This is a genomic window from Streptomyces noursei (assembly GCF_016917755.1).
Lineage (GTDB): Bacteria > Actinomycetota > Actinomycetes > Streptomycetales > Streptomycetaceae > Streptomyces > Streptomyces yunnanensis.
The window spans coordinates 4,987,054-5,009,438 of record NZ_CP070326.1 but is presented as its reverse complement, the minus strand read 5'-3'; the positions used below and the strand labels follow the sequence as shown (position 1 = coordinate 5,009,438).

The window sequence follows — 22,385 nt, the reverse complement described above, 5'->3', positions numbered from 1 at the left end:
GTGTCGTCATCGGGCCGCCTCCTCCTGGTCGGTGCCGGCGTGCGGTGGGTGGGCCGGGTGTTTGGCGGCGTGTGCCGCGGCGGCCTCGCGGACCCAGGCGCCTTCTTGGTGGGCGCGGCGGCGGCGGCCGATCCGTTCGTCGTTGCAGGGGCCGTTGCCCTTGAGGACTTCGCGGAATTCGGTCCAGTCGATGGGGCCGAAGTCCCAGTGGCCTCGTTCTTCGTTCCACCGCAGGTCGGGGTCGGGGAGGGTCAGTCCGAGGGTTTCGGCCTGGGGGACGCAGATGTCGACGAAGCGTTGGCGCAGTTCGTCGTTGGAGTGGCGCTTGATCTTCCAGGCCATGGACTGGGCGGAGTGGGCGGATTCGTCGTCGGGCGGGCCGAACATCATCAGCGAGGGCCACCACCAGCGGTCGATGGCGTCCTGGGCCATGGCGTGCTGGGTCTCGGTGCCGCGGCTGAGGGTGAGCAGGAGCTCGTATCCCTGGCGCTGGTGGAAGGACTCCTCTTTGCAGATGCGGACCATGGCGCGGGCGTAGGGGCCGTAGGAGCAGCGGCAGAGCGGGACTTGGTTGGTGATGGCGGCGCCGTCCACGAGCCAGCCGATGGCGCCGACGTCGGCCCAGGTCAGGGTGGGGTAGTTGAAGATCGAGGAGTATTTCTGGCGGCCGGTGTGGAGCTTGTCGAGGAGTTCGTCGCGGCCGGTGCCGAGGGTTTCGGCGGCGCTGTAGAGGTACAGGCCGTGTCCGGCTTCGTCCTGCACTTTGGCCATGAGGATGGCTTTGCGGCGCAGGGACGGTGCTCTGGTGATCCAGTTTGCTTCCGGCTGCATGCCGATGATCTCGGAGTGGGCGTGCTGGGCGATCTGGCGCACCAGTGAGGCGCGGTAGTCGTCCGGCATCCAGTCGCGTGGTTCGATCCGCTCGTCCGCGGCGATGGTTGCGTCGAACAGGGCTTCTTGGCCCGTGTCCTCCGGCGCGATCGTCGTCATGTGGTGCCCCCTCCTCCCGACCGACCGATCGTTCGGTTCAATGGTGAGTGGGCGGACCGCGGGTGTCAAGCCTGTGGATATCCAGGGGAAGGTGTGCTCGGGCCGGCCGCATAGGTACCGTTCCGGGGCGGAGTCGGCCGCTACGAGGACGGGGAACGGGGCGGGAATGCAGTCATACGGGGACGAATCGCGGCCATTGGCCACGCTGTCGCTACCCTCGCGGATCGTCATAGGCGCGGCGGCCAGCGGTATCGCGGTCGCCGTCCTGATCCATCTCGCGATGATGTTCCTGCACATCGCACCGTCGAACACGCTCAGTAAGCAGCAGGACGGACTGATCAACGACTACGTCTATCCCGAGTACGAGCAGAACTGGAAGCTGTTCGCCCCCAACCCCCTCCAGCAGAACACCGACGTCCAGGTCCGCGCACAGCTGCGCGCCCAGGACGGCGCGGCGCGGACCACCGGTTGGACCGATCTGACCGCCCGCGACGGGCAGGCCATCCTCCACAACCCGCTGCCCAGCCACACCCAGCAGAACCAGCTGCGCCGCGGCTGGGAGCTGCTCTCCAACAACCTCGACGCGCAGAACCGCCCGACCGGCGAGCGCGGCGAGAGCTTCGCCCGCTACCTCCGGCGGATCGTGATGCTCCGGATGTCCGGTGAGTGGACCAAGGGCGGCGACCGGGTCGAGCAGGTCCAGATCCGCTCGCGGACCACCGCGGTGCTCCCGCCGCCGTGGAGCGCCGAGAAGATCAGCGACCGACCCGTCTACCGCGTCCTGCCCTGGTGGCCGATCACCGCGAACGACCTGCCCGAGGGGGCGACCAACAAGTGACGTCACCGACGCCGCAGCAGCCGCGCACCGCCGCCCGGACCCCCGACGCCCCCGCACAGACTCCGCAAGAGGCCCCCGCGGCCTACCAGGAGACCCGCATCGAACGCGCCGTCGGCCGCGGCTTCGCCCGGGTCGCCGCCCGGGCGCTGGCCCCGTACCAGACCGCCGTCATCCGGATCGGCTTCGCCGGCACCTGGCTGCTGTTCCTGCTGCGCGAATGGCCCCACCGGCAGCAGCTCTACGGGCCCGCCGGCCCCTGGGACTTCGGCATGGCGCGCCAACTGCTCAACGGCAACCACGGCTTCTCCGTCCTGGTGTGGTCCGACGGCCGCGGCTGGTTCGAGTGCGTCTACGTTCTCGCCATCGTGGTCAGCGCGCTGCTGATGCTCGGCTGGCGCACCCGCACCATGTCGGTGCTGTTCATGGTCGGCGTGCTCTCGCTGCAGAACCGCAGCGTCTTCATCGGGGACGGCGGCGACAACGTCATCCACCTGATGGCGATCTACCTCGTGCTGACCCGGTGCGGCCAGGTGTGGTCGCTGGACGCCCGGCGCGCCCGGCGGGCGGCCGCCGCCCCCGGGGGAGACGCCGCGGTCCCGCCCCGTGACCTGACCGGCATCGTCCTGTGGGCGGTGCTCGGCCTCGCCCTCGCCGTGGCCCAGCTGTCCGGCGCCCCCGGCCTCACCTGGTTCGGACACGGGCCGTTCCCGCACTTCGGCTGGAGTCTGGCCCTGTGGGGACTGTGGGCGACGCACGGCCTGTGGTGGGCGGTGCGACGGCACGCCCCCGGGGAGCCCCGGGTCGTCCTCGACACCCTCGCCAAGCTGGCGCACAACGCCGCCCTGCTGGTGATCATGGTCGAGGTGTGCCTGGTCTACGCCACCGCCGGCTGGTACAAGATCCAGGGCTCGCGCTGGCAGGACGGCACCGCCGTCTACTACCCGATGCACCTGGACTACTTCTCCCCCTGGCCGGAGCTGTCCCAGCTGCTCGGCGGCAACGGCCTGGTGATCATGCTGATCACCTACGGAACGGTGATCTTCCAGGTCGCCTTCCCGTTCACCGTCTTCAACCGGCGCCTGAAGAACGCGCTGCTGGTCGTCATGATCTGCGAGCATCTCTCGATCGCGTTCCTGCTGGGACTGCCGTTCTTCTCCCTGGCGATGATCACCGCCGATGCCGTCTTCCTGCCGACCAACTTCCTGACCTGGCTCGGCGGCCGGCTCACCCGCCTGCGCCGCCGGCTGTTCCGGCGCACCGGCGACCCCGGCGCGGGCACCGGCGACCACGGCCCGGGCACCGCCGCCGGGGGCGCCGGTCCGGAGGCCGCCGCCCGGTCCGGCGGCGATGGCCAGCCGCTCGTGGGGTGAGCAGCGGAACCACCGCCCCCGCCGTGTCCCTCCAGTACGACGAGGGGCACGGGCTTGAGATCGGTGTCGGGCCGCACCCGTGGCCCCGGCCGCGGGAGGCCCGCTACGCCCCGAGCCGCTCGCCCATGGCGACCGCCGCAACGCCGTCGATCGCTATCGCTGCTGGACGCGGCAGACGACCGTCGCGCCCGTGGAGCGTCGCATGGCGTGACGGTGAGCCTCCCGACAGGAGCGGACCCGGAAGAACATTCCGGGTCCGCCATGTTTGCTTCCGGGTCGTGCTCCCCGATCGCCCCAAGGGCCAGGGCGAGTTGATGCGCATCCCGTCGCTGCGTGCGCCTGTGCCGCAGCGGTCTCACCTGACTCAAGCGCCGCGCTCTCACCTCGGTCGGCGGCCGTCCCGGCCACGTCGGCCGGCAAGCCGGACAGCCGGTCCGCACGAGCGGCGAACGACGCCAGGGGGCGAAGCGCCTCGCAGCCGTTCTGTGCGGGCGTGCGAGGATTGTTCGATATGGACGGCCGCATGAGCAGCAGGAACCCCTTGTACAACTCCGCGACCGCGATCATCTCGCTCGTCTTCGCAGCCATCTGCGTGGGCGCCTCCGTGTGGTTGATGAGCGTCTGGGTGCCGAAGCAGATCGCCGATGAGCGTGCGTACCGGTCCGCGCCGGACTGCGCACAGGCGACCCGGACGGATGACTGCGTCCGGGACCAGGAGTTCACCGTCTCGGACATCCGCCTCGGCGAGGACCAGCACAAGGCCACCCTGACCGACTCCGCGGGCACGGCCCGGCGGATTGGATTCGCCGACGACGACCCGCTGTTGAGCACGCTGCGCGACGGGGACCGGGTGACTGGCACCGTCTGGCAGGGCGCCGTCCAGGAGGTCACAGCCAAGGGGATCAACCAGAAGACCTGGGCCCGTCCCGTCAATCCCCCCGGCGCCGATCTGGCCGCCGCCCTCGGCATGGGCGTTGCGGGACTGACCCTGAGCACCGTGTGCGTGTGGCGGCTGCGGCAGGGAGCCGACACGCACGAGCCGACCCGGCGCATGCGCTATCTCGTCCGGCTCGCCGCCGGCCTGGGAGTGGCCGGGATCGCCGCAGCCGTGATCACCGCGTACTTCGACCTCGGGCTCTGGACGGGCCCGGCGCTCTGGGCACTGTTCACCGCGCCGATGGTGGCCTTCACCGTGCACGTGTGGCGGCGGGCCCCGTTCCTGCCTCCCGAGCCATGGAAGCCGACGCCCCTGGGGCCCAGGGCCTGGTAACGGCCGTGAGCCGTAGTCTGATGTGGTGAGCGAGGACGAGATCACCACAGTCGTGCGGCGGTGGCGGGACGCTGCCCCTGAGAGGGTGCTGCTGGACGGCTTTCATGCCGTGAAGCACGCTCTCCGCTTCGAGGCGGACGTCCGCCTGGCGATCTCCAGCGACAAGGGCTCCGTCCTGGCGTTGGCAGATGAGTTGGCCGACGACCTCACCCATCGGATCGGCGATCTCGTGATCGAGGTGCCGGCCAGAACCCTCCGGGATCTTGTGCCGAGGGTGCATCCCACCCAGGTGGCCGGGCTGGCCGTTCGACCCGACCTCCACCGCAATCTGGAGACCCTGTCGAGGACCCCGCGGCCGGCTCCGATCGTCGTCCTGGAGAACCCCCGCAACCTCGGGAATGTCGGCGCCGTGGTCCGGCTCGCGGCGGGGTTCGGCGCCACCGGCGTGGTCACCACCGGCGACATGGACCCGTGGCACCCCAACGTGGTGCGGGCAGCGGCGGGCCTTCATTACGCGACCGCGGTCGAGAGTCTCCCGCTCGACGATCTACCGCCGGGGCCGGTGTACGCACTGGACCCGGAGGGGGACGACATCAGATCCGTGGTGCTTCCTGATGACGCGCTGCTGGCGTTCGGGTCGGAGCGGCATGGCATCTCGCCGGAACTCCGGAAGCGGGCCACCCGGCTCGTAGCCCTCCCGATGAGGCCCCAGGTGTCCAGCTACAACCTGGCGACGAGCGTCGCCATGGCTCTCTTCCACTGGGGCGGCCCGCCTCCGGCTCCGTGAGCGGTCATGGCGGCGCCGCGGCGCGATGGTGACCGACCGCCAGCACGTCCGCCACCACCCGGGCACCGCGGAACCGGCCTCCTGGGCCGCCGCCGAGGGGCCGCCGATCATCGGGATCGGGGCCCGGAACTCGCCCGGGCCCCGGGCCTCACGCCTCCCGCCGCACCTCCACCGTCCGGAACCGGTTCGCCACGAAGGCGCCGTCGCACAGCGCCGCGTTGGCCGCCGGATTGCCGCCCGAGCCGTGGAAGTCGGAGAACGCCGCCGTCTGGTTCACATACACCCCGCCGGTGAGGTTCACCGACAGCTGGGCGCACTCCTCCAGGCAGACGTCCTCCACCATCCGCTCCACGTCGGCCGAGGTGGTGTACGCGCCGACCGTCATGGCGCCCTTCTCCCGGACCGTGCGACGCAGCAGCGCCACCGCGTCGACGGCGGAATCGACCGCCACCGCGAAGGACACCGGACCGAAGCACTCCGACAGATACGCCGCCTCGGACTCCGGCTTGGCGCCGTCGAGCTTGACGATCAGCGGCGTACGGACCGTGGCCCCCGGGAACTCCGGGTTCGCCACCTCGCGGGAGGCCAGCGCCACCTCACCGAACCCGGAAGCCTCGTCGACCCGCGCCTTGACCTGCGGATTGACGATCGCGCCGAGCAGCGCGTTGGCCCGCGCGTCGTCGCCCAGCAGACCGCCGACCGCGCCCGCCAGATCACTGACGACCTCGTCGTACGACTTCGGGCCGGCGTCCGTGTCGATGCCCTCGCGCGGGATCAGCAGATTCTGCGGGGTGGTGCACATCTGGCCGCTGTAGAGCGACAGCGAGAAGGCGAGGTTGCTGAGCATGCCTTTGTAGTTGTCCGTGGACTCGATGACCACGGTGTTGACGCCGGCCTTCTCGGTGTAGACCTGCGCCTGGTGGGCGTTCGCCTCCAGCCAGTCGCCGAAGGCGGTCGAGCCGGTGTAGTCGATGATCCGGACCTCGGGCCGGACCGCCAGCGCCTTGGCCAGCCCCTCGCCCGGCTTGTCCACCGCCAGGCACACCAGATCGGCGGGGAAACCGGCCTCGGCGAGCACCTCCCGGGCCACCTGGACCGTCAGGGCCAGCGGCAGCACGGCGCGCGGATGCGGCTTGACCAGCACCGGATTGCCGGTCGCCAGCGAGGCGAACAGGCCCGGGTAGCCGTTCCACGTCGGGAAGGTGTTGCAGCCGATCACCAGGGCCACGCCGCGCGGCACCGCCGTGAAGGTCTTGGTCAGCTCCAGCGGGTCCCGCTTGCCCTGCGGCTTGGTCCATGCCGCCTTCTCCGGGGTGCGGGTCTGCTCCTCGTAGGCGTACGCCACGGCCTCCAGGCCGCGGTCCTGGGCGTGCGGCCCGCCCGCCTGGAACGCCATCATGAACGCCTGGCCGCTGGTGTGCATCACGGCCTGCGCGAACTCATGGGTGCGGGCGCTGATCCGAGCCAGGATCTCCAGACACACCGCGGCGCGCGCCTCCGGCCCGGCGTCCCGCCACGCGGGGAGCGCGGCCCGCATGGCCGGCAGCAGCACCGAGGCGTCCGGGTGCGGATAGGTGATGCCCAACTCCGGTCCGTAAGGCGAGACTTCCTCGCCCGCCCAGTCGTCCGTGCCGGGCTGGTCGAGCGCGAAACGGGTACCGCGCAGCGCCTCGAAGGCGGCGAGGCCGTCCGGGGCGGCGCTCTCGCCGTACGCCTTGGGGTGCTCGGGATGCGGGGACCAGTACGCGCGGGTGCGGATGGCTTCCAGCGCCTTGTCGAGGGTCGGGCGGTGCTTCTCGATCAACTGGGCTGCGGTCATTTCGGCGGCCATCGATGACCAACTCCTCGTCGACTGCGCGGAAAGTGGATAGGGGCTGGGAGTGACACAGCAACGGAGTTAGAGTAACCGAACGATCGGTCGGGGCAAGAGGGTCCGGCCATCCTGTGGAAAACTCGGTCGGGGAGGATCAGCTGCCATGACGGCAATCGGCACCGACACCACCGTGGCAGTGGTGGGCACCGGCACCATGGGGCAGGGAATCGCGCAGGTGGCACTGGTCGCAGGCCACCCCGTACGGCTCTACGACAGCGCCCCGGGCCGCGCCGCGCAGGCCGCCGAGGCCATCGTGCGGCGGCTGGACCGGCTGGTGGAGAAAGGCCGGTTCCCGACGGCCGAACGGGACGCCGCCCGCGCCCGCCTCTCCCCCGCCGAAGGGCTCGTCGAACTCTCCGACGCGGCACTGGTCGTCGAGGCGATCCTGGAGCAACTCCCCGCCAAACAGGAGCTGTTCCGCTCTCTGGAGGACGTCGTCCCGGCGGACTGCCTGCTGGCCACCAACACCTCCTCCCTGTCCGTCACCGCGGTCGCCGGCGCGCTCCGGCACCCCGGTCGCTGCGTGGGCATGCACTTCTTCAACCCCGCCCCGCTGCTCCCCCTGGTGGAGATCGTCAGCGGCTTCGCCACCGACGACACCGCCGCGGCCATCGCCTACGACACCGCCGCTGCCTGGGGAAAGACCCCCGTGCGCTGCGCCGACACCCCCGGCTTCATCGTCAACCGCATCGCCCGCCCCTTCTACGCCGAGGCGCTGCGCGTCCATGAGGAGCGCGCCGCCGACCCCGCCACCATCGACGCCGTCCTGCGCGAGGGCAGCGGCTTCCGGATGGGCCCGTTCGAACTCACCGACCTCATCGGACAGGACGTGAACGAGGCGGTCACCCACTCGGTGTGGACGGCCTTCTTCCAGGACCCGAAGTTCACGCCCTCCCTGGCGCAGCGCCGCCTGGTGGAGTCCGGGCTGCACGGCCGCAAGGCGGGGCGCGGCTGGTTCGACTACGCCGAGGGCGCCGCGCGGCCCGAGCCGGCGACCGCCGCGGCCTGCCCGCCCCCGGCCGCGGTCGCCCTGCACGGGGAGCTGCCCGGCCCCGCCGCCGCGCTGCCCGCGCTGATCGAGGACGCCGGGATCAAGGTCCTCCGCAACGGCGCAGCGGGGGAGTCCGAAGGTTTCGTCCGGCTGCCCGGCGGGGCCCGGCTGGCCCTGACCGACGGCGATCCGGCCACGCGCCGGGACCGCAGCCCCGGTCTCCGCTTCGACCTCTCGCTCGACTACCGGGCCGCGACCCGGATCGCCCTGGCCCCCTCGGCGACGGCCTCGAAGGCGGACCTCGCCGAGGCCGTCGGCCTCTTCCAGGCGCTCGGCAAGCAGGTCAGCGTGATCGACGACGTCCCCGGCATGATCGTCGCCCGCACGGTCGCGATGATCGTCGACTTCGCCGTGGACGCCGCGGCCCGTGGCGTCGCGACCCCCGAGGACATCGACGCCGCGATGCGGCTCGGCGTGAACTACCCCGGTGGCCCCATGGAGTGGGTCGAGCGGCTCGGTGCCCGCTGGGTCAGCACGCTGCTGGACTCCCTGCACCGCCAGAATGCCGGGGGACGTTACGTACCGTCCCGGGCGCTGCGGCGCCGTGCGGACCTCGAGGAATTGGTGCTCTAATCATGACCATGGCCAAGCGCGACGCCTACACGCCCGATTCGCTGCTCGCGGTCTCCGTCGAGGTGTTCATCGAGCGCGGCTACGACGGCACCTCCATGGAGCACCTCTCCAAGGCGGCCGGCATCTCGAAGTCCTCGATCTACCACCACGTGCGCAGCAAGGAAGAGCTGCTCCGCCGCGCGATAAGCCGCGCCCTGGACGGGCTCTTCGGTGTGCTGGCGGAACCCGGCGCCCAGGAGGGGCGGGCGATCGAGCGGCTGGAGTACGTCACCCGGCGCGAGGCCGAGGTGCTGATGGACGAACTTCCCTACGTGACGCTGCTGTTGCGGGTGCGGGGGAACACCGACACCGAGCGGTGGGCCATGGAGCGCCGCCGCGAGTTCGACCACCGGGTCGCGGCGCTGCTGAAGGAGGCCGCGGCCGACGGCGACCTCCGGGACGACGTGGACGTCCGGCTCGCCACCCGCCTGCTCTTCGGCATGATCAATTCGATCGTGGAGTGGTACCGGCCCGGGCGCGGCGACGCCGCGAGTCGCGACGAGGTCGCGGAGGCCGTGGTGCGGACAGCGTTCACGGGGTTGCGCAAGGTCTGAACGGGGCCGCGCCCACCGGGGCTGCCTCAGTCCCCTTCCCGCCCCTCCTCCAGCCCCAGGTCCGTCTCCTCGAAGACCAGCAGCGTGCGGGTGCTCAGCACCTCCGGTATGGACTGGATCCGGGTCAGGACCAGCTCCCGCAGCTCGCGATTGTCCTTGGTGTGGACCAGCAGCAGCACGTCGAAGTCGCCGCTGACCAGCGCGATGTGGGCGGCCCCGGGCAGCGCGGTGAGCTGCTTGCGCACGGTCCGCCAGGAGTTCTGGACGATCTTCAAGGTGACGTAGGCGGAGGCCCCCTGACCGGCCCTTTCCTGGTCGACGAGGGCGCTGAAGCCGCGTATGACACCGTCGTCGAGCAGCCGGTTGATCCGCGCGTAGGCGTTGGCGCGGGAGACGTGCACCTGCTCGGCGACGGAGCGTATCGAGGCCCGGCCGTCGGTCCGCAGCAGGCGCAGGATGGCGCGGTCGATGGTGTCCAGCGGGCGGGCGGCCGGAGCAGACGGGGCGGGCGCCGTCGACGACTGCCCGCCCGGATTGGCCATCTGTTCCTCCGGCATGTGCTCCCGCCTCCCCTTGATGGACTCCCTGTCTTCATCACAAGCCGTGGAGGACCGTTTGTCCACAGGCTGAACCCGCCTGTAGCCAAAATGCATCGGCGACCGAACAATCGGTAGGGAGGGGTCACCCGCCCCGACTGTTCGCGTTCCGCCCGGCCTCCCCAGCCACCGCCGGGAGGCATCCCCCGCTCGCCCCCACCCCGTGAGGCGCATCGCGCCACCCCTTCGATGACGAGGAGGTGCCCGTCATGACGGTCCTTGAGCAGCCCGGCAGCAGCAGGCACACCAGTGGCCCTGCCGGCCCGCCGCCCGCCTGGCGGCCGCGCGTCGATCCCGCGCCCCTGCTGCCCGAGGCCGAGCCGCATCGCCTCCTGGGCACGGACGCCGCCCGCCGGCTCGACCCCGCGCTGCTGAAGCGGCTCTACACCGAGCTGGTGCGCGGCCGCCGGTACAACACCCAGGCCACCGCCCTGACCCGACAGGGCCGGCTGGCGGTCTACCCCTCGTCCGCGGGCCAGGAAGCCTGCCAGGTCGCCGCGGCCCTCGCCCTCGACGAGCAGGACTGGCTCTTCCCCAGCTACCGCGACACCCTCGCCGCCGTCGCCCGCGGCCTCGACCCCGTACAGGCCCTGACCCTCCTGCGCGGCGACTGGCACACCGGCTACGACCCGTACGAGCACCGCATCGCCCCCCTGTGCACCCCGCTCGCCACCCAACTCCCGCACGCTGTGGGCCTGGCGCACGCCGCCCGCCTCAAGGGCGACGACGTGGTCGCCCTGGCGATGGTCGGCGACGGCGGCACCAGCGAGGGCGACTTCCACGAGGCGCTCAACTTCGCGGCCGTCTGGCAGGCCCCGGTCGTCTTCCTCGTACAGAACAACGGCTTCGCGATCTCCGTGCCGCTGGCCAAGCAGACCGCCGCGCCGACCCTCGCCCACAAGGCGGTCGGCTACGGCATGCCCGGCCGCCTGGTGGACGGCAACGACGCCCCCGCCCTGCACGAGGTCCTCACCGAAGCGGTCCGGCGGGCCCGTGAGGGCGGCGGCCCCACCCTCGTCGAGGCCGTCACCTACCGCATCGAGGCCCACACCAACGCCGACGACGCCACCCGCTACCGCACCCAGGCCGAGGTCGAGTCCTGGCGGGCCCACGACCCGATAGCCCTCCTGGAGCGCGAGCTGACCGACCGCGACCTGCTCACCGAAGAGTTCGCCACCGCCACCCGGGACGGCGCCGAACGACTCGCCGCCGACCTCCGGGAGCGGATGCACACCGAACCGCCGCTGGACCCGATGGACCTGTTCGACCACGTCTTCACCCAGCAGACCGGTCAACTGCGAGCCCAGGCAGCCCAGTTGCGCGCCGAGCTGGACGCCGAGGCCGAAGGACACCCCGAGACCACCACGGGCACCGCCATGCCCGCCCAGGAGGCCAGGCCATGACGACCACCACCGCGCCGACCGCGCGCAAACCGGCCACCATGGCGCAGGCGCTCACCCGCGCGCTGCGCGACGCCATGGCCGAGGACCCCGCCGTGCACGTGATGGGCGAGGACGTCGGCACCCTGGGCGGCGTCTTCCGGGTCACCGACGGCCTGGCCAAGGAGTTCGGCGAGGACCGCTGCAGCGACACCCCCCTCGCCGAGGCCGGCATCCTGGGCACCGCCGTCGGCATGGCGATGTACGGGCTGCGGCCGGTCGTGGAGATGCAGTTCGACGCCTTCGCCTACCCGGCGTTCGAGCAACTGATCAGCCACGTCGCCCGGATGCGCAACCGCACCCGCGGCGCGGTCGCCATGCCGCTGACCATCCGCATCCCCTACGGCGGCGGGATCGGCGGCGTCGAGCACCACAGCGACTCCTCCGAGGCGTACTACCTCGCCACCCCCGGCCTCCAGGTCGTCACCCCCGCGACCGTCGAGGACGCCTACGGGCTGCTGCGCGCCTCCATCGCCTCCGACGACCCGGTCGTCTTCCTCGAACCCAAGCGGCTCTACTGGACCAAGGCCGACTGGTCGCCGGACGCGCCGGCCCCGGTTGCCCCCCTGGGCCGGGCCGAGATCCGTCGCCGCGGCAGCAGCGCCACCCTCATCACCTACGGCCCGTCGCTGCCCGTCTGCCTGGAAGCCGCCGAGGCCGCCCGCGCCGAGGGCTGGGACCTGGAGGTCCTCGATCTGCGCACGCTGGTGCCGTTCGACGACGACACGGTCTGCGCGTCCGTGCGGCGCACCGGCCGGGCCGTGATCGTCCACGAGTCCAACGGCTTCGGCGGCCCCGGCGGCGAGATCGCCGCGCGGATCACCGAGCGCTGCTTCCACTACCTGGAGGCGCCGGTGCTGCGCGTCGCCGGTTTCGACATCCCCTACCCGCCGCCCATGCTGGAGCGGCATCACCTCCCCGGTGTGGACCGGATCCTGGACACCGTCGCCCGCCTCCAGTGGGAGTCGCGCTGGACCGAAGGACGTGGTGCGTGATGGCCGAGGTGCGCGAGTTCACCCTGCCCGACCTGGGGGAGGGCCTCACCGAAGCGGTGATCGTGCAGTGGCTGGTCGAGGTCGGCGACGTGGTGGCCGTCGACCAGCCGGTGGTGGAGGTCGAGACCGCCAAGGCGATGGTCGAGGTGCCGTGCCCGTACGGCGGGGTGGTCACCGCCCGCTTCGGCGAGGAAGGCGCCGAAGTCCCGGTGGGGGCACCCCTGGTGACGGTCGCGGTCGGAGCGGTGCCGGACGACCTTGCCGGAGACGAGGGGGGCACCCCCTGCGCAGGGGGTGCCCCCTGGTCGAGCGCAGCCGAGAGCGGGGGAGGAGTTGACAGCGCGGTGGCCGGCCCCGGCGGCCCCACCACCGCGCCGGCCCCGGCGCCCCCCGAGGCCGGGGAACCGCAGGACTCCGGTTCGGGGAACGTCCTGGTCGGCTACGGGACGAGCAGCTCCTCGGCCCGACGCCGCAGGATCCGGCCGGGCGCCCCCGAGGGCCCCGCGCACCGGCCGGCCGCGCCCCTCGCCGCCGCGGCCGGTCCCGCCCCCACCACCGAGGCCAACGACACCCGCACGGCGGCCGTCATCTCGCCGCTGGTCCGCCGCATCGCCCGCGAGCACGGGCTGGACCTGCGGGACGTGCGCGGCACCGGACGCGAGGGGCTGATCCTCCGCACGGACGTCGAGTCCGAGGTCCGGGCACGGGCGGCGCGCGAGCCCGTCGCCGTCGCGGCGGCCGGGCCCGTCCCCGGGGAGGAGCGGATCCCGCTCAAGGGCCTGCGCGGCGCCGCGGCCGAGAAGTTCCGCCGCAGCCGCCACGAGATCCCCGACGCCACGTGCTGGGTGGACGCCGACGCCACCGAACTCCTCGCCGCCCGCCGGGCGATGAACGTGCCGGGCGCCCCCAAGGTGTCGCTGCTGGCGCTGCTGGCCCGCATCTGCACGGCCGCGCTCGCCCGCTACCCCGAGCTCAACGCGACGGTCGACACCGCGGCCCAGGAGATCGTCCGGCTGCCCGCGGTCCATCTGGGCTTCGCGGCGCAGACCGACCGCGGCCTGGTGGTGCCGGTCGTCCGGGACGCCCAGGACCGCACCGTCGAGCAGCTGTCCGCCGAGATCGCCCGGCTCACCGACGCCGCGCGGGCCGGAAAGCTGTCCCCCGCCGAGCTCTCGCACGGCACGTTCACCCTCAACAACTACGGAGTCTTCGGCGTCGACGGCTCCACCCCGATCCTCAATCACCCCGAGGCGGCGATGCTCGGCGTCGGCCGGATAGCCGCCAAACCCTGGGTGCACAAGGGCGAGTTGGCGGTCCGGCAGGTGGTCCAGCTGTCGTTCACCTTCGACCACCGGGTGTGCGACGGCGGCACCGCGGGCGGTTTCCTGCGCTATGTCGCCGACTGCGTCGAGCAGCCCGCGCTGCTGCTGCGCGGGAGGTGACGACCCCGCGGCGGCCGGCGGTGTGAGCGCGCGGCACCCGGCGATACTCAAGGGGTGAGCGAGCACACCGACTACGACGCGATCGTGCTGGCCGGAGGGGCGGCCCGACGGCTCGGCGGGGCGGACAAACCCGCCCTGCCGGTCGGCGGCCGCGCCCTCCTGGACCGGGTCCTGGCCACCTGTCCCGACGCCGCGGCCACCGTCGTCGTCGGCCCCGCGCGCCCGACCGCCCGCCCCGTGGTCCAGGCCCTCGAAGACCCGCCCGGCGGGGGCCCGCTCGCCGCGCTCGACGCCGGGCTGCGGCACACCACCGCCCCCACCGTGCTGGTGCTCTCCGCCGACCTGCCGTTCCTGACGGCCGGGACGGTCCGCGCGCTCCTCGAAGCGGCGACCACCGGCGGCGATCCACCCCCGGACGGGGCGCTGCTGCGCGATGCGGAAGGGCGGGACCAGCCGCTGGTGGCCGCCTACCGAACGGCCCCGCTGCGCCGCGCGCTGGACCGGCTGCGGTCCGCCCACGGCGCCCTGACCGGCCTGCCGCTGCGCCCGTTGCTGTCCGCGCTGGCGCTCGTCCGCGTCCCGGACACCACGTCCACGGCGTCCTTCGACTGCGACACCTGGGAGGACATCGGCACGGCACGTGCCCGGATCAGGGAGCATGGACACGTGTTGGACGAATGGATCACGGCAGTCAACGCCGAACTGGGCATCGACCTCGATGTCGACACGGCGGCACTCCTCGACCTCGCGCGGGACGCGGCGCACGGCGTCGCCCGCCCGGCCGCGCCGCTGACGACCTTCCTGGTCGGTTACGCGGCGGGCCGCCAGGGAAGCGACGTGGCGGAGCTGTCGCGGCGGGTCGCCGCGCTGGCCGACCGCTGGGCGGCGGAGGCCGCGGCCGAAGAGGCCAGGACGGCGCCGGCGACCGGCTCCGGATCCCCGGCTGACGAAGCGCGGCCCGCGGAATGACCGAGGGCGAGCACGGCGACCCGTTCGGCGACGAGTTCGCTGACGCGCTCGCCCTGGCCAACGGCACCCCGCCGGGCCGCCGACCCGCCGGATCCGGCGACCGGACGCCCGGCGGCGCGGCGCCCGGTCCGTACCCCGTCGCCCGCGCGGGATCGCCGCGGCCCGACGACGATCCCGCGGCCGGCGGCACCGACCGGGACCGCCCCGTCGGGCCCGGCGACGCCCGCGACACCGCCCCCGCCCACCCCGGCAAGCGGCCCACCGGCCGCTCCGGCACGCCGTGGCGCACGGCCCGGGACATCGCCGAACACGCGGTGCACGAACCGCCCGGCCCCGGGACGGCCGCGCTCGCCGACGCGCTCGGCCGCACGCTCGCCGCTCCCCTCACGGCCCTCACCGACCTGCCCTCGTTCGACACCTCGGCGATGGACGGCTGGGCGGTCTCCGGCCCCGGCCCCTGGCGCCTCGACCACGCGGCGGACGACACCGGCACCGACCCGGACACCGGCATCCTCGCCGGCCACGCCACCACCGCGGCGCTCCCCGACGGCCATGCCCTCCCCATCGCCACCGGAGCCCGCATCCCGGCCGGCGCCACCGCGGTGCTGCGCAGCGAACACGGCGAGGTCCTCGAACTCCCCGACGGCCGGGCCCGGCTGTACGCGCCGCGGCCGGTGCCGCCGGGCCAGGACATCCGCCCGCGCGGCCAGGAGTGCCGGTGCGGCGACCACCTGCTGCCCGCCGGCACCCTGGTGACCCCCGCGATCCTCGGCCTGGCCGCGGCGGCCGGCTACGACGAACTCTCCGTCCACCCCCGGCCCCGCGTCGAGGTGCTCGTCCTCGGCGACGAACTGCTGAGCAGCGGACTGCCCGAGGGCGGCCGGATCCGCGACGCGCTCGGCCCGATGCTGGTGCCCTGGCTGCACGCCCTGGGAGCCGAGGCGGCGCCTTTGCGGCACCTCGGCGACGACGCCGACGCGCTGCACGACGCCCTCGCCGGGTCCACCGCCGACGTGGTCCTCACCACCGGTGGCACCGCGTCGGGCCCCGTCGACCATGTGCACCCCACCCTCCGACGGCTCGGCGCGGAACTCCTGGTGGACGGCGTGGCGGTGCGCCCGGGCCATCCGATGCTGCTGGCCCGCCTCGCCCCGCGCCGGCACCTCGTCGGTCTCCCCGGCAACCCGCTGGCCGCCGTGTCCGGCCTGCTCACCCTCGCCGAGCCGCTGCTCCGCACGCTCGCCGCCCGCCACCCCGCCGCGCCCTACCGGGTGCCGCTGGCCGCCGCGGTCTACGGGCATCCGCACGACACCCGGCTCGTCCCGGTGGCCTACCGCGACGACGACCGGCACGGGCTGGTGGCCGCGCCGCTGCACTTCCACGGGCCCGCCATGCTGCGCGGGATCGCCGCCGCCGACGCGATGGCCGTCGTCCCGCCGGGTGGCGCGGAGCCCGGCACCGAGGTCGAACTCCTCGAACTGCCCTGGCCGGCGGGCTGGTCGGCGGGTTGGCCGACCCCGGACACCTCCTACGACCCCGCAGCCCCCACCGGAGGCGCCGCGTGAAGCTCCCGTCCCACGACGCCGCGGCCCGCGAGGTCCCCGAGGACCGCTCCCACCGGGTGATACTGCCCCGCCGCACCCCGAAGGCGCCGATACGGCAGGTCGCCCGGCGGCTCACGATGGCCCTGCTGGTGCTCGTCGCGACGGTCTTCATCGTCTGGTTCGACCGCGAGGGGTACCACGACAACGCCGGTGGCCCCCTGGACCTGCTCGACTGCGTCTACTACGCCACCGTCACGCTCTCCACCACGGGTTACGGCGACATCGTCCCCTACAGCGCCAGCGCGCGGTTGCTGAACATCCTGCTGGTCACGCCGCTGCGCGTGCTGTTCCTGATCATCCTGGTCGGCACCACGCTGGAGGTGCTGACCGAGCGCACCCGTGAGCAATGGAAATTGACCCGCTGGAGAAACGCCTTGCGCGATCACACCGTCATCGTCGGCTTCGGGACCAAGGGCCGGTCCGCCGTCCAGACCCTGTGCGCCACGGGTCTGTCCCGGGACCGGATCGTCATCGTCGACCCCAGCACCAAGGTCGTCGAGTCCGCGGTGTCCGAGGGGTTCGCGGGCGTGGTCGGCGACGCGACGCGCAGCGATGTGCTGCTGAGGGCCGAGATCCAGCGCGCGCACCAGATCGTCATCGCCACCCAGCGCGATGACACCGCCGTCCTGGTCTCGTTGACCGCGCGTCAGCTCAACAAGCGCGCCAACATCGTCGCCGCGGTGCGGGAGGAGGAGAACGCGCCGCTGCTGCGGCAGTCCGGTGCCGACGCGGTGATCACCTCGGCCAGCGCGGCCGGGCGGCTGTTGGGCCTCTCCGTGCACAGCCCCAGCGCGGGCGCCGTCATGGAGGACCTGATCCAACAGGGCAGCGGCCTGGACCTGGTGGAGCGGCCGGTGGTCAAGTCCGAGGTCGGCAAGACCGTCCGGGAGACCGGCGACCTGGTCGTCTCCGTCCTGCGCGGCCACCGGCTGCTGGGGTACGACGACCCGGCGGCGAGCCCGCTGCAGGCCGCGGACCGCCTGATCACCATCGTCCGCGCCGCCGCGGAGGAGCCCGCCGTCCCCGGCAAGCCGCCGGGCAAACCGACGCTGTCCGGCACCGGGGTCTCCCCCATGCGTCCGGTGGACGAGTGACGGATCGTGGGACGGGGGGCTGTGGACCGGACGTGACGGGCCGTGACCTGTAGCGAAGCCCCGCCCCGCCCTTTCGCCCCATGGCCGGTCGGCGAGTAGCCTCGCGCCCATGCGAGCGATCACAATCCCCGAGCCCGGTGGCCCCGAAGCCCTCGTCTGGGCCGAAGTGCCCGATCCGCAGCCCGCAGAGGGAGAGGTCCTGATCGAGGTCGCGGCCAGCGCCGTGAACCGCGCCGACCTGCTCCAGCGCCAGGGCTTCTACGACCCGCCGCCCGGTGCCTCCCCGTACCCCGGCCTGGAGTGCGCGGGGCGGATCGCGGCGGTCGGGCCCGGCGTGCACGGCTGGGCGGTCGGCGACGAGGTGTGCGCGCTGCTGGCGGGCGGCGGCTACGCCGAGAAGGTCGCCGTCCCGGCCGGCCAGGTGCTGCCGCTGCCGGCCGGCGTCGACCTCGTCACGGCCGCTTCGCTCCCCGAAGTCGCCTGCACGGTCTGGTCGAACGTCTTCATGATCGCGCACCTGCGGCCCGGCGAGACCCTGCTGGTCCACGGCGGCGCCAGCGGCATCGGCACCATGGCGATCCAGCTCGCCAAGGCCGTCGGCGCGCGGGTCGCGGTCACCGCCGGCGGTCCCGAAAAGCTGGCCCGCTGCGCCGAGTTGGGTGCCGACATCCTCATCGACTACCGCGAGCAGGACTTCGTCCAGGAGATCCGCAAGGCCACCGACGGCAAGGGCGCGGATGTCATCCTCGACATCATCGGTGCCAAGTACCTCCAGCGGAACGTCAAGGCGCTGGCGGTCGCCGGCAGGCTGGCGATCATCGGCCTGCAGGGTGGCGTGAAGGCCGAGCTCAACCTCGCCGCGCTGATCGCCAAGCGCGCCGCGATCACCGGCACGGGTCTGCGGGCCCGCCCGGTGAGCGAGAAGTCCGCCATCGTCGCCGCGGTCCGGGAGCACGTCTGGCCGCTGATCGGCAACGGCCAGGTCCGCCCGATCGTGGACCGGATCCTGCCGATGGCGGAGGCCGCCGAGGCGCACCGCGTCGTGGACGCCAGCAGCCACTTCGGCAAGGTCGTCCTGACCGTCTGAGCGCGACCCGACCGTCGCCCCCGGGGCTCCGAACGCCCCTTGCCCCTCCCCGTGCCGGCAGGTCACTCCGCCGATCTGCCCGAGATGCCGCGGTCTCACCGCTGTGTGACGCTGGGCACGTCACTCGACGGCTCGGCACGGGAGGGGCACCGTGGTCGCTGCAGGATTCCGTTCGCGCATTGCCTCAAGTCTGCTGGTGGTCGCCGCCGCTCTGCCCGTCTCCCTGACCGCCGGCCCCGCGCTGGCGCTGGACAGCCAGTCCACCCCGTCCGCCCGCCCCGATGGCCCCGCGGACGACCACGCGACGGATCGCGCACTGCCCGCTGGCCGCCTGGGGGAGCTCTACCCCGGCCGTCCCGGCGTGCCCGACCGCCTACCGGACTTCCCCAGCGCCGACGACTTCCGGGACCTTCCGGACCACGCCCTGGACCTCTCCGGCACCCTGCCCGGTTTCCCGCACCACCCCGGCGGGCCGTTTCTCCATGGATCGCGCCACCACCGGCATCACCCGTTCGGCAGAGTCTTTCCCTGGCGTTCGGACCCTCCGGCCCCCGGTGACGACTCCGCGGACGCGGGCGCCCCCGCGCCGTCCGACTCGCCGAGTGCCCCCGCGATCGACCCCGTGCAGCTGCCGCCCGGCCGGTCCGAGCAGCCGACCTCGCACGACGGTGCTTCCTCGGCCTCGTCGGAGCCCGGCCCGGCCCCGGCCGAATCGGCGCTGCCGTCCCCCGAGCGCCCGCGTGATCTGGCAGGCGCCCCCGCTCCGAGCCCCTACGGGCAGGCACCCTCGCCCTCCCCCGAGCGGGAACCGGACAACTCACTGGCCGGTCCGGAGCCGGCGGCCAGCCCCTACGCCATCGACGCCCCCGGAACCAAGGTCGAGCGGGTTCTCCCGATGGGCGCCGGGATGGCGCTCACGGGCCTGGGCCTCGCCTTCCTCGGCCTCCGTCTGCGGCGTCGCTGAGGCCCGTTCCCGGTCAAACGACGCACCGTGGTTTCACGTGAAACGCTCCGCGCTCCGTCGCTGCGCGCTCCGTGGTTTCACGTGAAACACCGCTGGGTCGCAATGTTGCCTGTGAAACGGCATGACCTTGTGGTTTCCCGTGACACGAGGGGAGGAGGCGTTTCACGTGAAACGGCCGGGATGCTGCGGTTTCACGTGAAACCGCACGCCGAAAGCGCCAGGCGAAAACCGCGTGACCGCCCGCAGCCGATCCGCCCTTCCGGAAAGGGTGGATCACCTTTTGACAGGGGCACCACCGTTCTAGACGTGCTCGTACGAGAGAATGGCGGCATGGATATGCCGATGAACGAACGGTCGCAGGAGAACCAGCACGTCCTGGTCGTCGGCCCGGACGGCATGGCGCTCGGCAGCGCCGGCTCCGGTGGCGGGGACGAGGGCGACGAGCCCCGTGAGGTGCCGGTGACGGACATGGTCGAGCAGCCTGCGAAGGTCATGCGCATCGGCAGCATGATCAAGCAACTGCTGGAAGAGGTGAAGGCCGCCCCCCTCGACGAGGCGAGCCGGGTGCGCCTCAAGGAGATCCACGCCAGCTCGGTCAAGGAGCTGGAGGACGGGCTGGCACCTGAGCTGGTCGAGGAGCTGGAGCGGCTCTCGCTGCCCTTCACCGAGGAGTCGGTGCCGACCGAGGCCGAGCTGCGGATCGCCCAGGCCCAGCTGGTCGGGTGGCTGGAGGGACTCTTCCACGGCATCCAGACCGCGCTCTTCGCCCAGCAGATGGCCGCCCGCGCCCAGCTGGAGCAGATGCGTCGTGCGCTGCCGCCGGGCATCCCCGCGGACGGGCACCAGGAGCAGCCCGGTCACGACGGCGCCCGCTCGGGCCCCTATCTCTGATCGCGGCGTCCGGACGCCCACAACGGCCGGAGGGGCCGGCACGCATCGCGCGTGCCGGCCCCTCCGCTGTCAGGGTCTGCTGTGGTCAGCTGCTGCGACCGGTCGAGACGGTCAGCTCGATGGTGTCGTTGCTGCGCGGGTCCCACCAACTGACGGCCGCGGGCGTCTGTTCCGTGACGGTGTTCTTGGGCCAGAGCCCGTCGTTCACTTCCCTGACCACCCTGTACTTCCACCCGGCGGCCTCGATGCACTGCTTGACCGACTCCAGGTTCTTGCCCTTGAAATAGGGGAAGAGGACCTTGCCCTTCAGGCTGTCGCTGACGGCCGGCGTCGCGTTGGTGCACTCGGTGACCCGGATCGTCGCCGTCTTGTCCTCGGGGCGGGTGCTGGCGGTGGGCGACGAGGAGTAGGAGTACGCGGACGTCGGGGTGTCGGTGCCGCCGCCGCCATCGCTGCCGGCGCTCAGGCCGATGCCGATCGCTATCGCGGTGACCACGACCACGCCCACCACCGCCGAGACGATGACCACCGGGCTGTTGTTCTTCCGGGGGCGTGCCGGCGGCATCGAGCCCGTCACCGGCGCGGGCGGGCCGGGGAAGGGCGGCGGCGGGGCCTGGAAACCGGCGCCGACGAACGGCGCGGGCGTCGGGGCCGGGCCGGGCGCCGGCGTGGGGTAGGCGTTGTTCACCGGCGGCGGCGTCGAGGGACCGAAGGCCGCCTGCGTCGGCTGGTACGGCTGCTGGACGTTCGGCGGTGCCGGGGTCTGCGGGTTGCCGGAGGCGGTGGGGAACACCGCGGAGGAGACCGAGGCGCCGCTGGTGCGGGCCCGCGGGCCCTCGCTGATGATCAGCGGCGTCGCCCCGGACTGGCCGGAGCCGGCGATCCGCAGGCACTCGTCCCGCATCGCCTCGGCGGTGGGGAACCGTTCGTTGGGGTTCTTCTTCAGCGCCCGGGTCACCAGCGCGTCCACCGCGGGCGACAGCGAGCGGTTGATGCTCGACGGGACCGGCGGCTCTTCCTGGACGTGGGCGTAGGCGATGGCCAGCGGGGAGTCCGCGTCGAACGGCAGCTGACCGGTCAGCAGCTCGAAGAGCATGATGCCGACCGAGTACAGGTCGGAGCGGGCGTCCACGCCGCGGCCGAGCGCTTGCTCGGGCGAGAGGTACTGCGGGGTGCCGACGACCATGCCGGTCTGCGTCATCGACGTCACGCCGGACTGCATGGCGCGGGCGATACCGAAGTCCATGACCTTGACGACATTGCGCTTGGTCATCATGACGTTGCCCGGCTTGATGTCCCGGTGGACCAGGCCCATCTCGTGGCTCGCCTCCAGCGCGGCGAGCACATCGGCGGTGATTTTCAGCGCCTTTTCCGTCGGCATCGCGCCGTGCTGGGCGATGTCGCCGTCGAGCACGGAGCGCAGCGGCTGGCCGGAGACGTACTCCATGATGATGTACGGGACCATGCCGCCGTCGAGCTCGTCCTCGCCGGAGTCGAAGACCGAGACGATGTTGGTGTGGGTGAGCTTTGCCACTGACTGCGCCTCGCGGCGGAAGCGCTCGCGGAACGCCTGCTCGCGGCCGAGCTCGGTGTGCAGGGTCTTGATTGCGACCTCGCGGTCCAGCACGCTGTCATAGGCGAGGTGCACGGAGGCCATGCCACCTGCACCAAGAAGATCACGAAGCTGGTAACGTCCACCGCCGACCGAACGGCCCTCGAATTGGCCCTGAGCGCCGTCCTGGCTCATCGTCCCGCTTCCCCCTGGGCGCACTGCCCGTATGTCCAGCGATCAAATCTAGAATTCCGCAGCCAAGTCTGCCCCAGGCCGCGGACACGTCAAGCTGTGTGCCCGTTCCGTGACCAGATGTGCAAGATCCGGGCACGATCGTGGAGGGTTCGGTGCCTCCGATCACCCCTGGTGAACTTGCCACACTTGGTAAGAGGAAGGTTTGATGGCCG

General features: G+C 72.5%; 19 protein-coding genes and 1 pseudogene. 16 read left to right on the top strand and 4 right to left on the bottom strand.

Annotated features, from left to right (window positions below; translation table 11 throughout):
* Nucleotides 1–6: 6 nt before the first annotated feature.
* Nucleotides 7–990, bottom strand: a complete 984-nt coding sequence (paaA, locus tag JNO44_RS22065; protein ID WP_205365789.1) for a 1,2-phenylacetyl-CoA epoxidase subunit PaaA — start codon at nt 988–990, stop codon at nt 7–9.
* A gap of 166 nt (nt 991–1,156) precedes the next feature.
* On the opposite strand from paaA, the gene JNO44_RS22060 reads away from it, so the two are divergent.
* The 5 genes and pseudogenes from JNO44_RS22060 to JNO44_RS43590 form a co-directional block, all read left to right on the top strand.
* Nucleotides 1,157–1,828 (top strand): DUF5819 family protein, encoded by a 672-nt coding sequence (locus JNO44_RS22060; protein WP_205365788.1) that lies wholly within the window; start codon nt 1,157–1,159, stop codon nt 1,826–1,828.
* Nucleotides 1,825–3,198 carry an HTTM domain-containing protein gene (locus tag JNO44_RS22055; protein WP_205365787.1) on the top strand — a complete coding sequence of 458 codons (1,374 nt, stop codon included), beginning with the start codon at nt 1,825–1,827 and terminating at the stop codon, nt 3,196–3,198. Before JNO44_RS22060 ends, JNO44_RS22055 begins: the two co-directional genes overlap by 4 nt.
* Nucleotides 3,199–3,721: 523 nt before the next feature.
* Nucleotides 3,722–4,468, top strand: a complete 747-nt coding sequence (locus tag JNO44_RS22050; protein ID WP_205365786.1) for a hypothetical protein — start codon at nt 3,722–3,724, stop codon at nt 4,466–4,468.
* A 25-nt stretch (nt 4,469–4,493) separates the two neighbouring features.
* Nucleotides 4,494–5,255 (top strand): TrmH family RNA methyltransferase, encoded by a 762-nt coding sequence (locus JNO44_RS22045; protein ID WP_205365785.1) that lies wholly within the window; start codon nt 4,494–4,496, stop codon nt 5,253–5,255.
* A 1-nt stretch (nt 5,256) separates the two neighbouring features.
* Nucleotides 5,257–5,394: pseudogene (locus tag JNO44_RS43590) on the top strand (rRNA methyltransferase); the annotation flags it as partial.
* Nucleotides 5,395–5,403: 9 nt separating this feature from the next.
* Here JNO44_RS43590 and paaN read toward each other — a convergent pair.
* On the bottom strand, nt 5,404–7,086 hold the full coding sequence (gene paaN, locus JNO44_RS22040; RefSeq protein ID WP_205365784.1) for a phenylacetic acid degradation protein PaaN: 1,683 nt from the start codon (nt 7,084–7,086) through the stop codon (nt 5,404–5,406).
* Nucleotides 7,087–7,231: 145 nt separating this feature from the next.
* Between paaN and JNO44_RS22035 the strand changes: the two genes are divergently transcribed.
* Nucleotides 7,232–8,752 carry a 3-hydroxyacyl-CoA dehydrogenase gene (locus JNO44_RS22035; protein ID WP_205365783.1) on the top strand — a complete coding sequence of 507 codons (1,521 nt, stop codon included), beginning with the start codon at nt 7,232–7,234 and terminating at the stop codon, nt 8,750–8,752.
* A gap of 2 nt (nt 8,753–8,754) precedes the next feature.
* A complete protein-coding gene (locus JNO44_RS22030; RefSeq protein ID WP_205365782.1) occupies nt 8,755–9,345 on the top strand; it encodes a TetR/AcrR family transcriptional regulator in 591 nt (196 codons plus the stop codon).
* Between the two features lie 26 nt (nt 9,346–9,371).
* Here the strand turns inward: JNO44_RS22030 and JNO44_RS22025 are convergent, their stop codons facing one another.
* Nucleotides 9,372–9,902: an Lrp/AsnC family transcriptional regulator gene (locus JNO44_RS22025; RefSeq protein ID WP_073446616.1), complete on the bottom strand. Its 531-nt coding sequence runs from the start codon at nt 9,900–9,902 to the stop codon at nt 9,372–9,374.
* A 248-nt stretch (nt 9,903–10,150) separates the two neighbouring features.
* Between JNO44_RS22025 and pdhA the strand changes: the two genes are divergently transcribed.
* The 9 genes from pdhA to JNO44_RS21980 all read left to right on the top strand — a co-directional run bounded on the left by pdhA (nt 10,151) and on the right by JNO44_RS21980 (nt 20,426).
* Nucleotides 10,151–11,344: a pyruvate dehydrogenase (acetyl-transferring) E1 component subunit alpha gene (pdhA, locus tag JNO44_RS22020; RefSeq protein ID WP_205365781.1), complete on the top strand. Its 1,194-nt coding sequence runs from the start codon at nt 10,151–10,153 to the stop codon at nt 11,342–11,344.
* A complete protein-coding gene (locus JNO44_RS22015; RefSeq protein WP_205365780.1) occupies nt 11,341–12,375 on the top strand; it encodes an alpha-ketoacid dehydrogenase subunit beta in 1,035 nt (344 codons plus the stop codon). Before pdhA ends, JNO44_RS22015 begins: the two co-directional genes overlap by 4 nt.
* Entirely contained in the window at nt 12,375–13,817 is a 1,443-nt protein-coding gene (locus JNO44_RS22010; protein ID WP_205365779.1) for a dihydrolipoamide acetyltransferase family protein, read from the top strand. The genes JNO44_RS22015 and JNO44_RS22010 overlap by 1 nt, the downstream gene beginning before the upstream one ends.
* Nucleotides 13,818–13,871: 54 nt before the next feature.
* Nucleotides 13,872–14,786 carry an NTP transferase domain-containing protein gene (locus JNO44_RS22005; RefSeq protein WP_205365778.1) on the top strand — a complete coding sequence of 305 codons (915 nt, stop codon included), beginning with the start codon at nt 13,872–13,874 and terminating at the stop codon, nt 14,784–14,786.
* Nucleotides 14,783–16,351 carry a molybdopterin molybdotransferase MoeA gene (locus JNO44_RS22000; RefSeq protein ID WP_205365777.1) on the top strand — a complete coding sequence of 523 codons (1,569 nt, stop codon included), beginning with the start codon at nt 14,783–14,785 and terminating at the stop codon, nt 16,349–16,351. The genes JNO44_RS22005 and JNO44_RS22000 overlap by 4 nt, the downstream gene beginning before the upstream one ends.
* Entirely contained in the window at nt 16,348–17,484 is a 1,137-nt protein-coding gene (locus JNO44_RS21995; RefSeq protein WP_205365776.1) for a potassium channel family protein, read from the top strand. The genes JNO44_RS22000 and JNO44_RS21995 overlap by 4 nt, the downstream gene beginning before the upstream one ends.
* A 109-nt stretch (nt 17,485–17,593) precedes the next feature.
* Nucleotides 17,594–18,571: an NAD(P)H-quinone oxidoreductase gene (locus JNO44_RS21990; RefSeq protein WP_205365775.1), complete on the top strand. Its 978-nt coding sequence runs from the start codon at nt 17,594–17,596 to the stop codon at nt 18,569–18,571.
* A gap of 196 nt (nt 18,572–18,767) precedes the next feature.
* Complete coding sequence (locus JNO44_RS21985; RefSeq protein ID WP_205365774.1) at nt 18,768–19,535, top strand: hypothetical protein; 768 nt, start codon at nt 18,768–18,770, stop codon at nt 19,533–19,535.
* A gap of 330 nt (nt 19,536–19,865) precedes the next feature.
* Entirely contained in the window at nt 19,866–20,426 is a 561-nt protein-coding gene (locus JNO44_RS21980; RefSeq protein ID WP_205365773.1) for a bacterial proteasome activator family protein, read from the top strand.
* Between the two features lie 85 nt (nt 20,427–20,511).
* Here JNO44_RS21980 and JNO44_RS21975 read toward each other — a convergent pair whose 3' ends face one another.
* Complete coding sequence (locus tag JNO44_RS21975; RefSeq protein ID WP_205365772.1) at nt 20,512–22,173, bottom strand: protein kinase domain-containing protein; 1,662 nt, start codon at nt 22,171–22,173, stop codon at nt 20,512–20,514.
* Between the last annotated feature and the right edge of the window lie 212 nt (nt 22,174–22,385).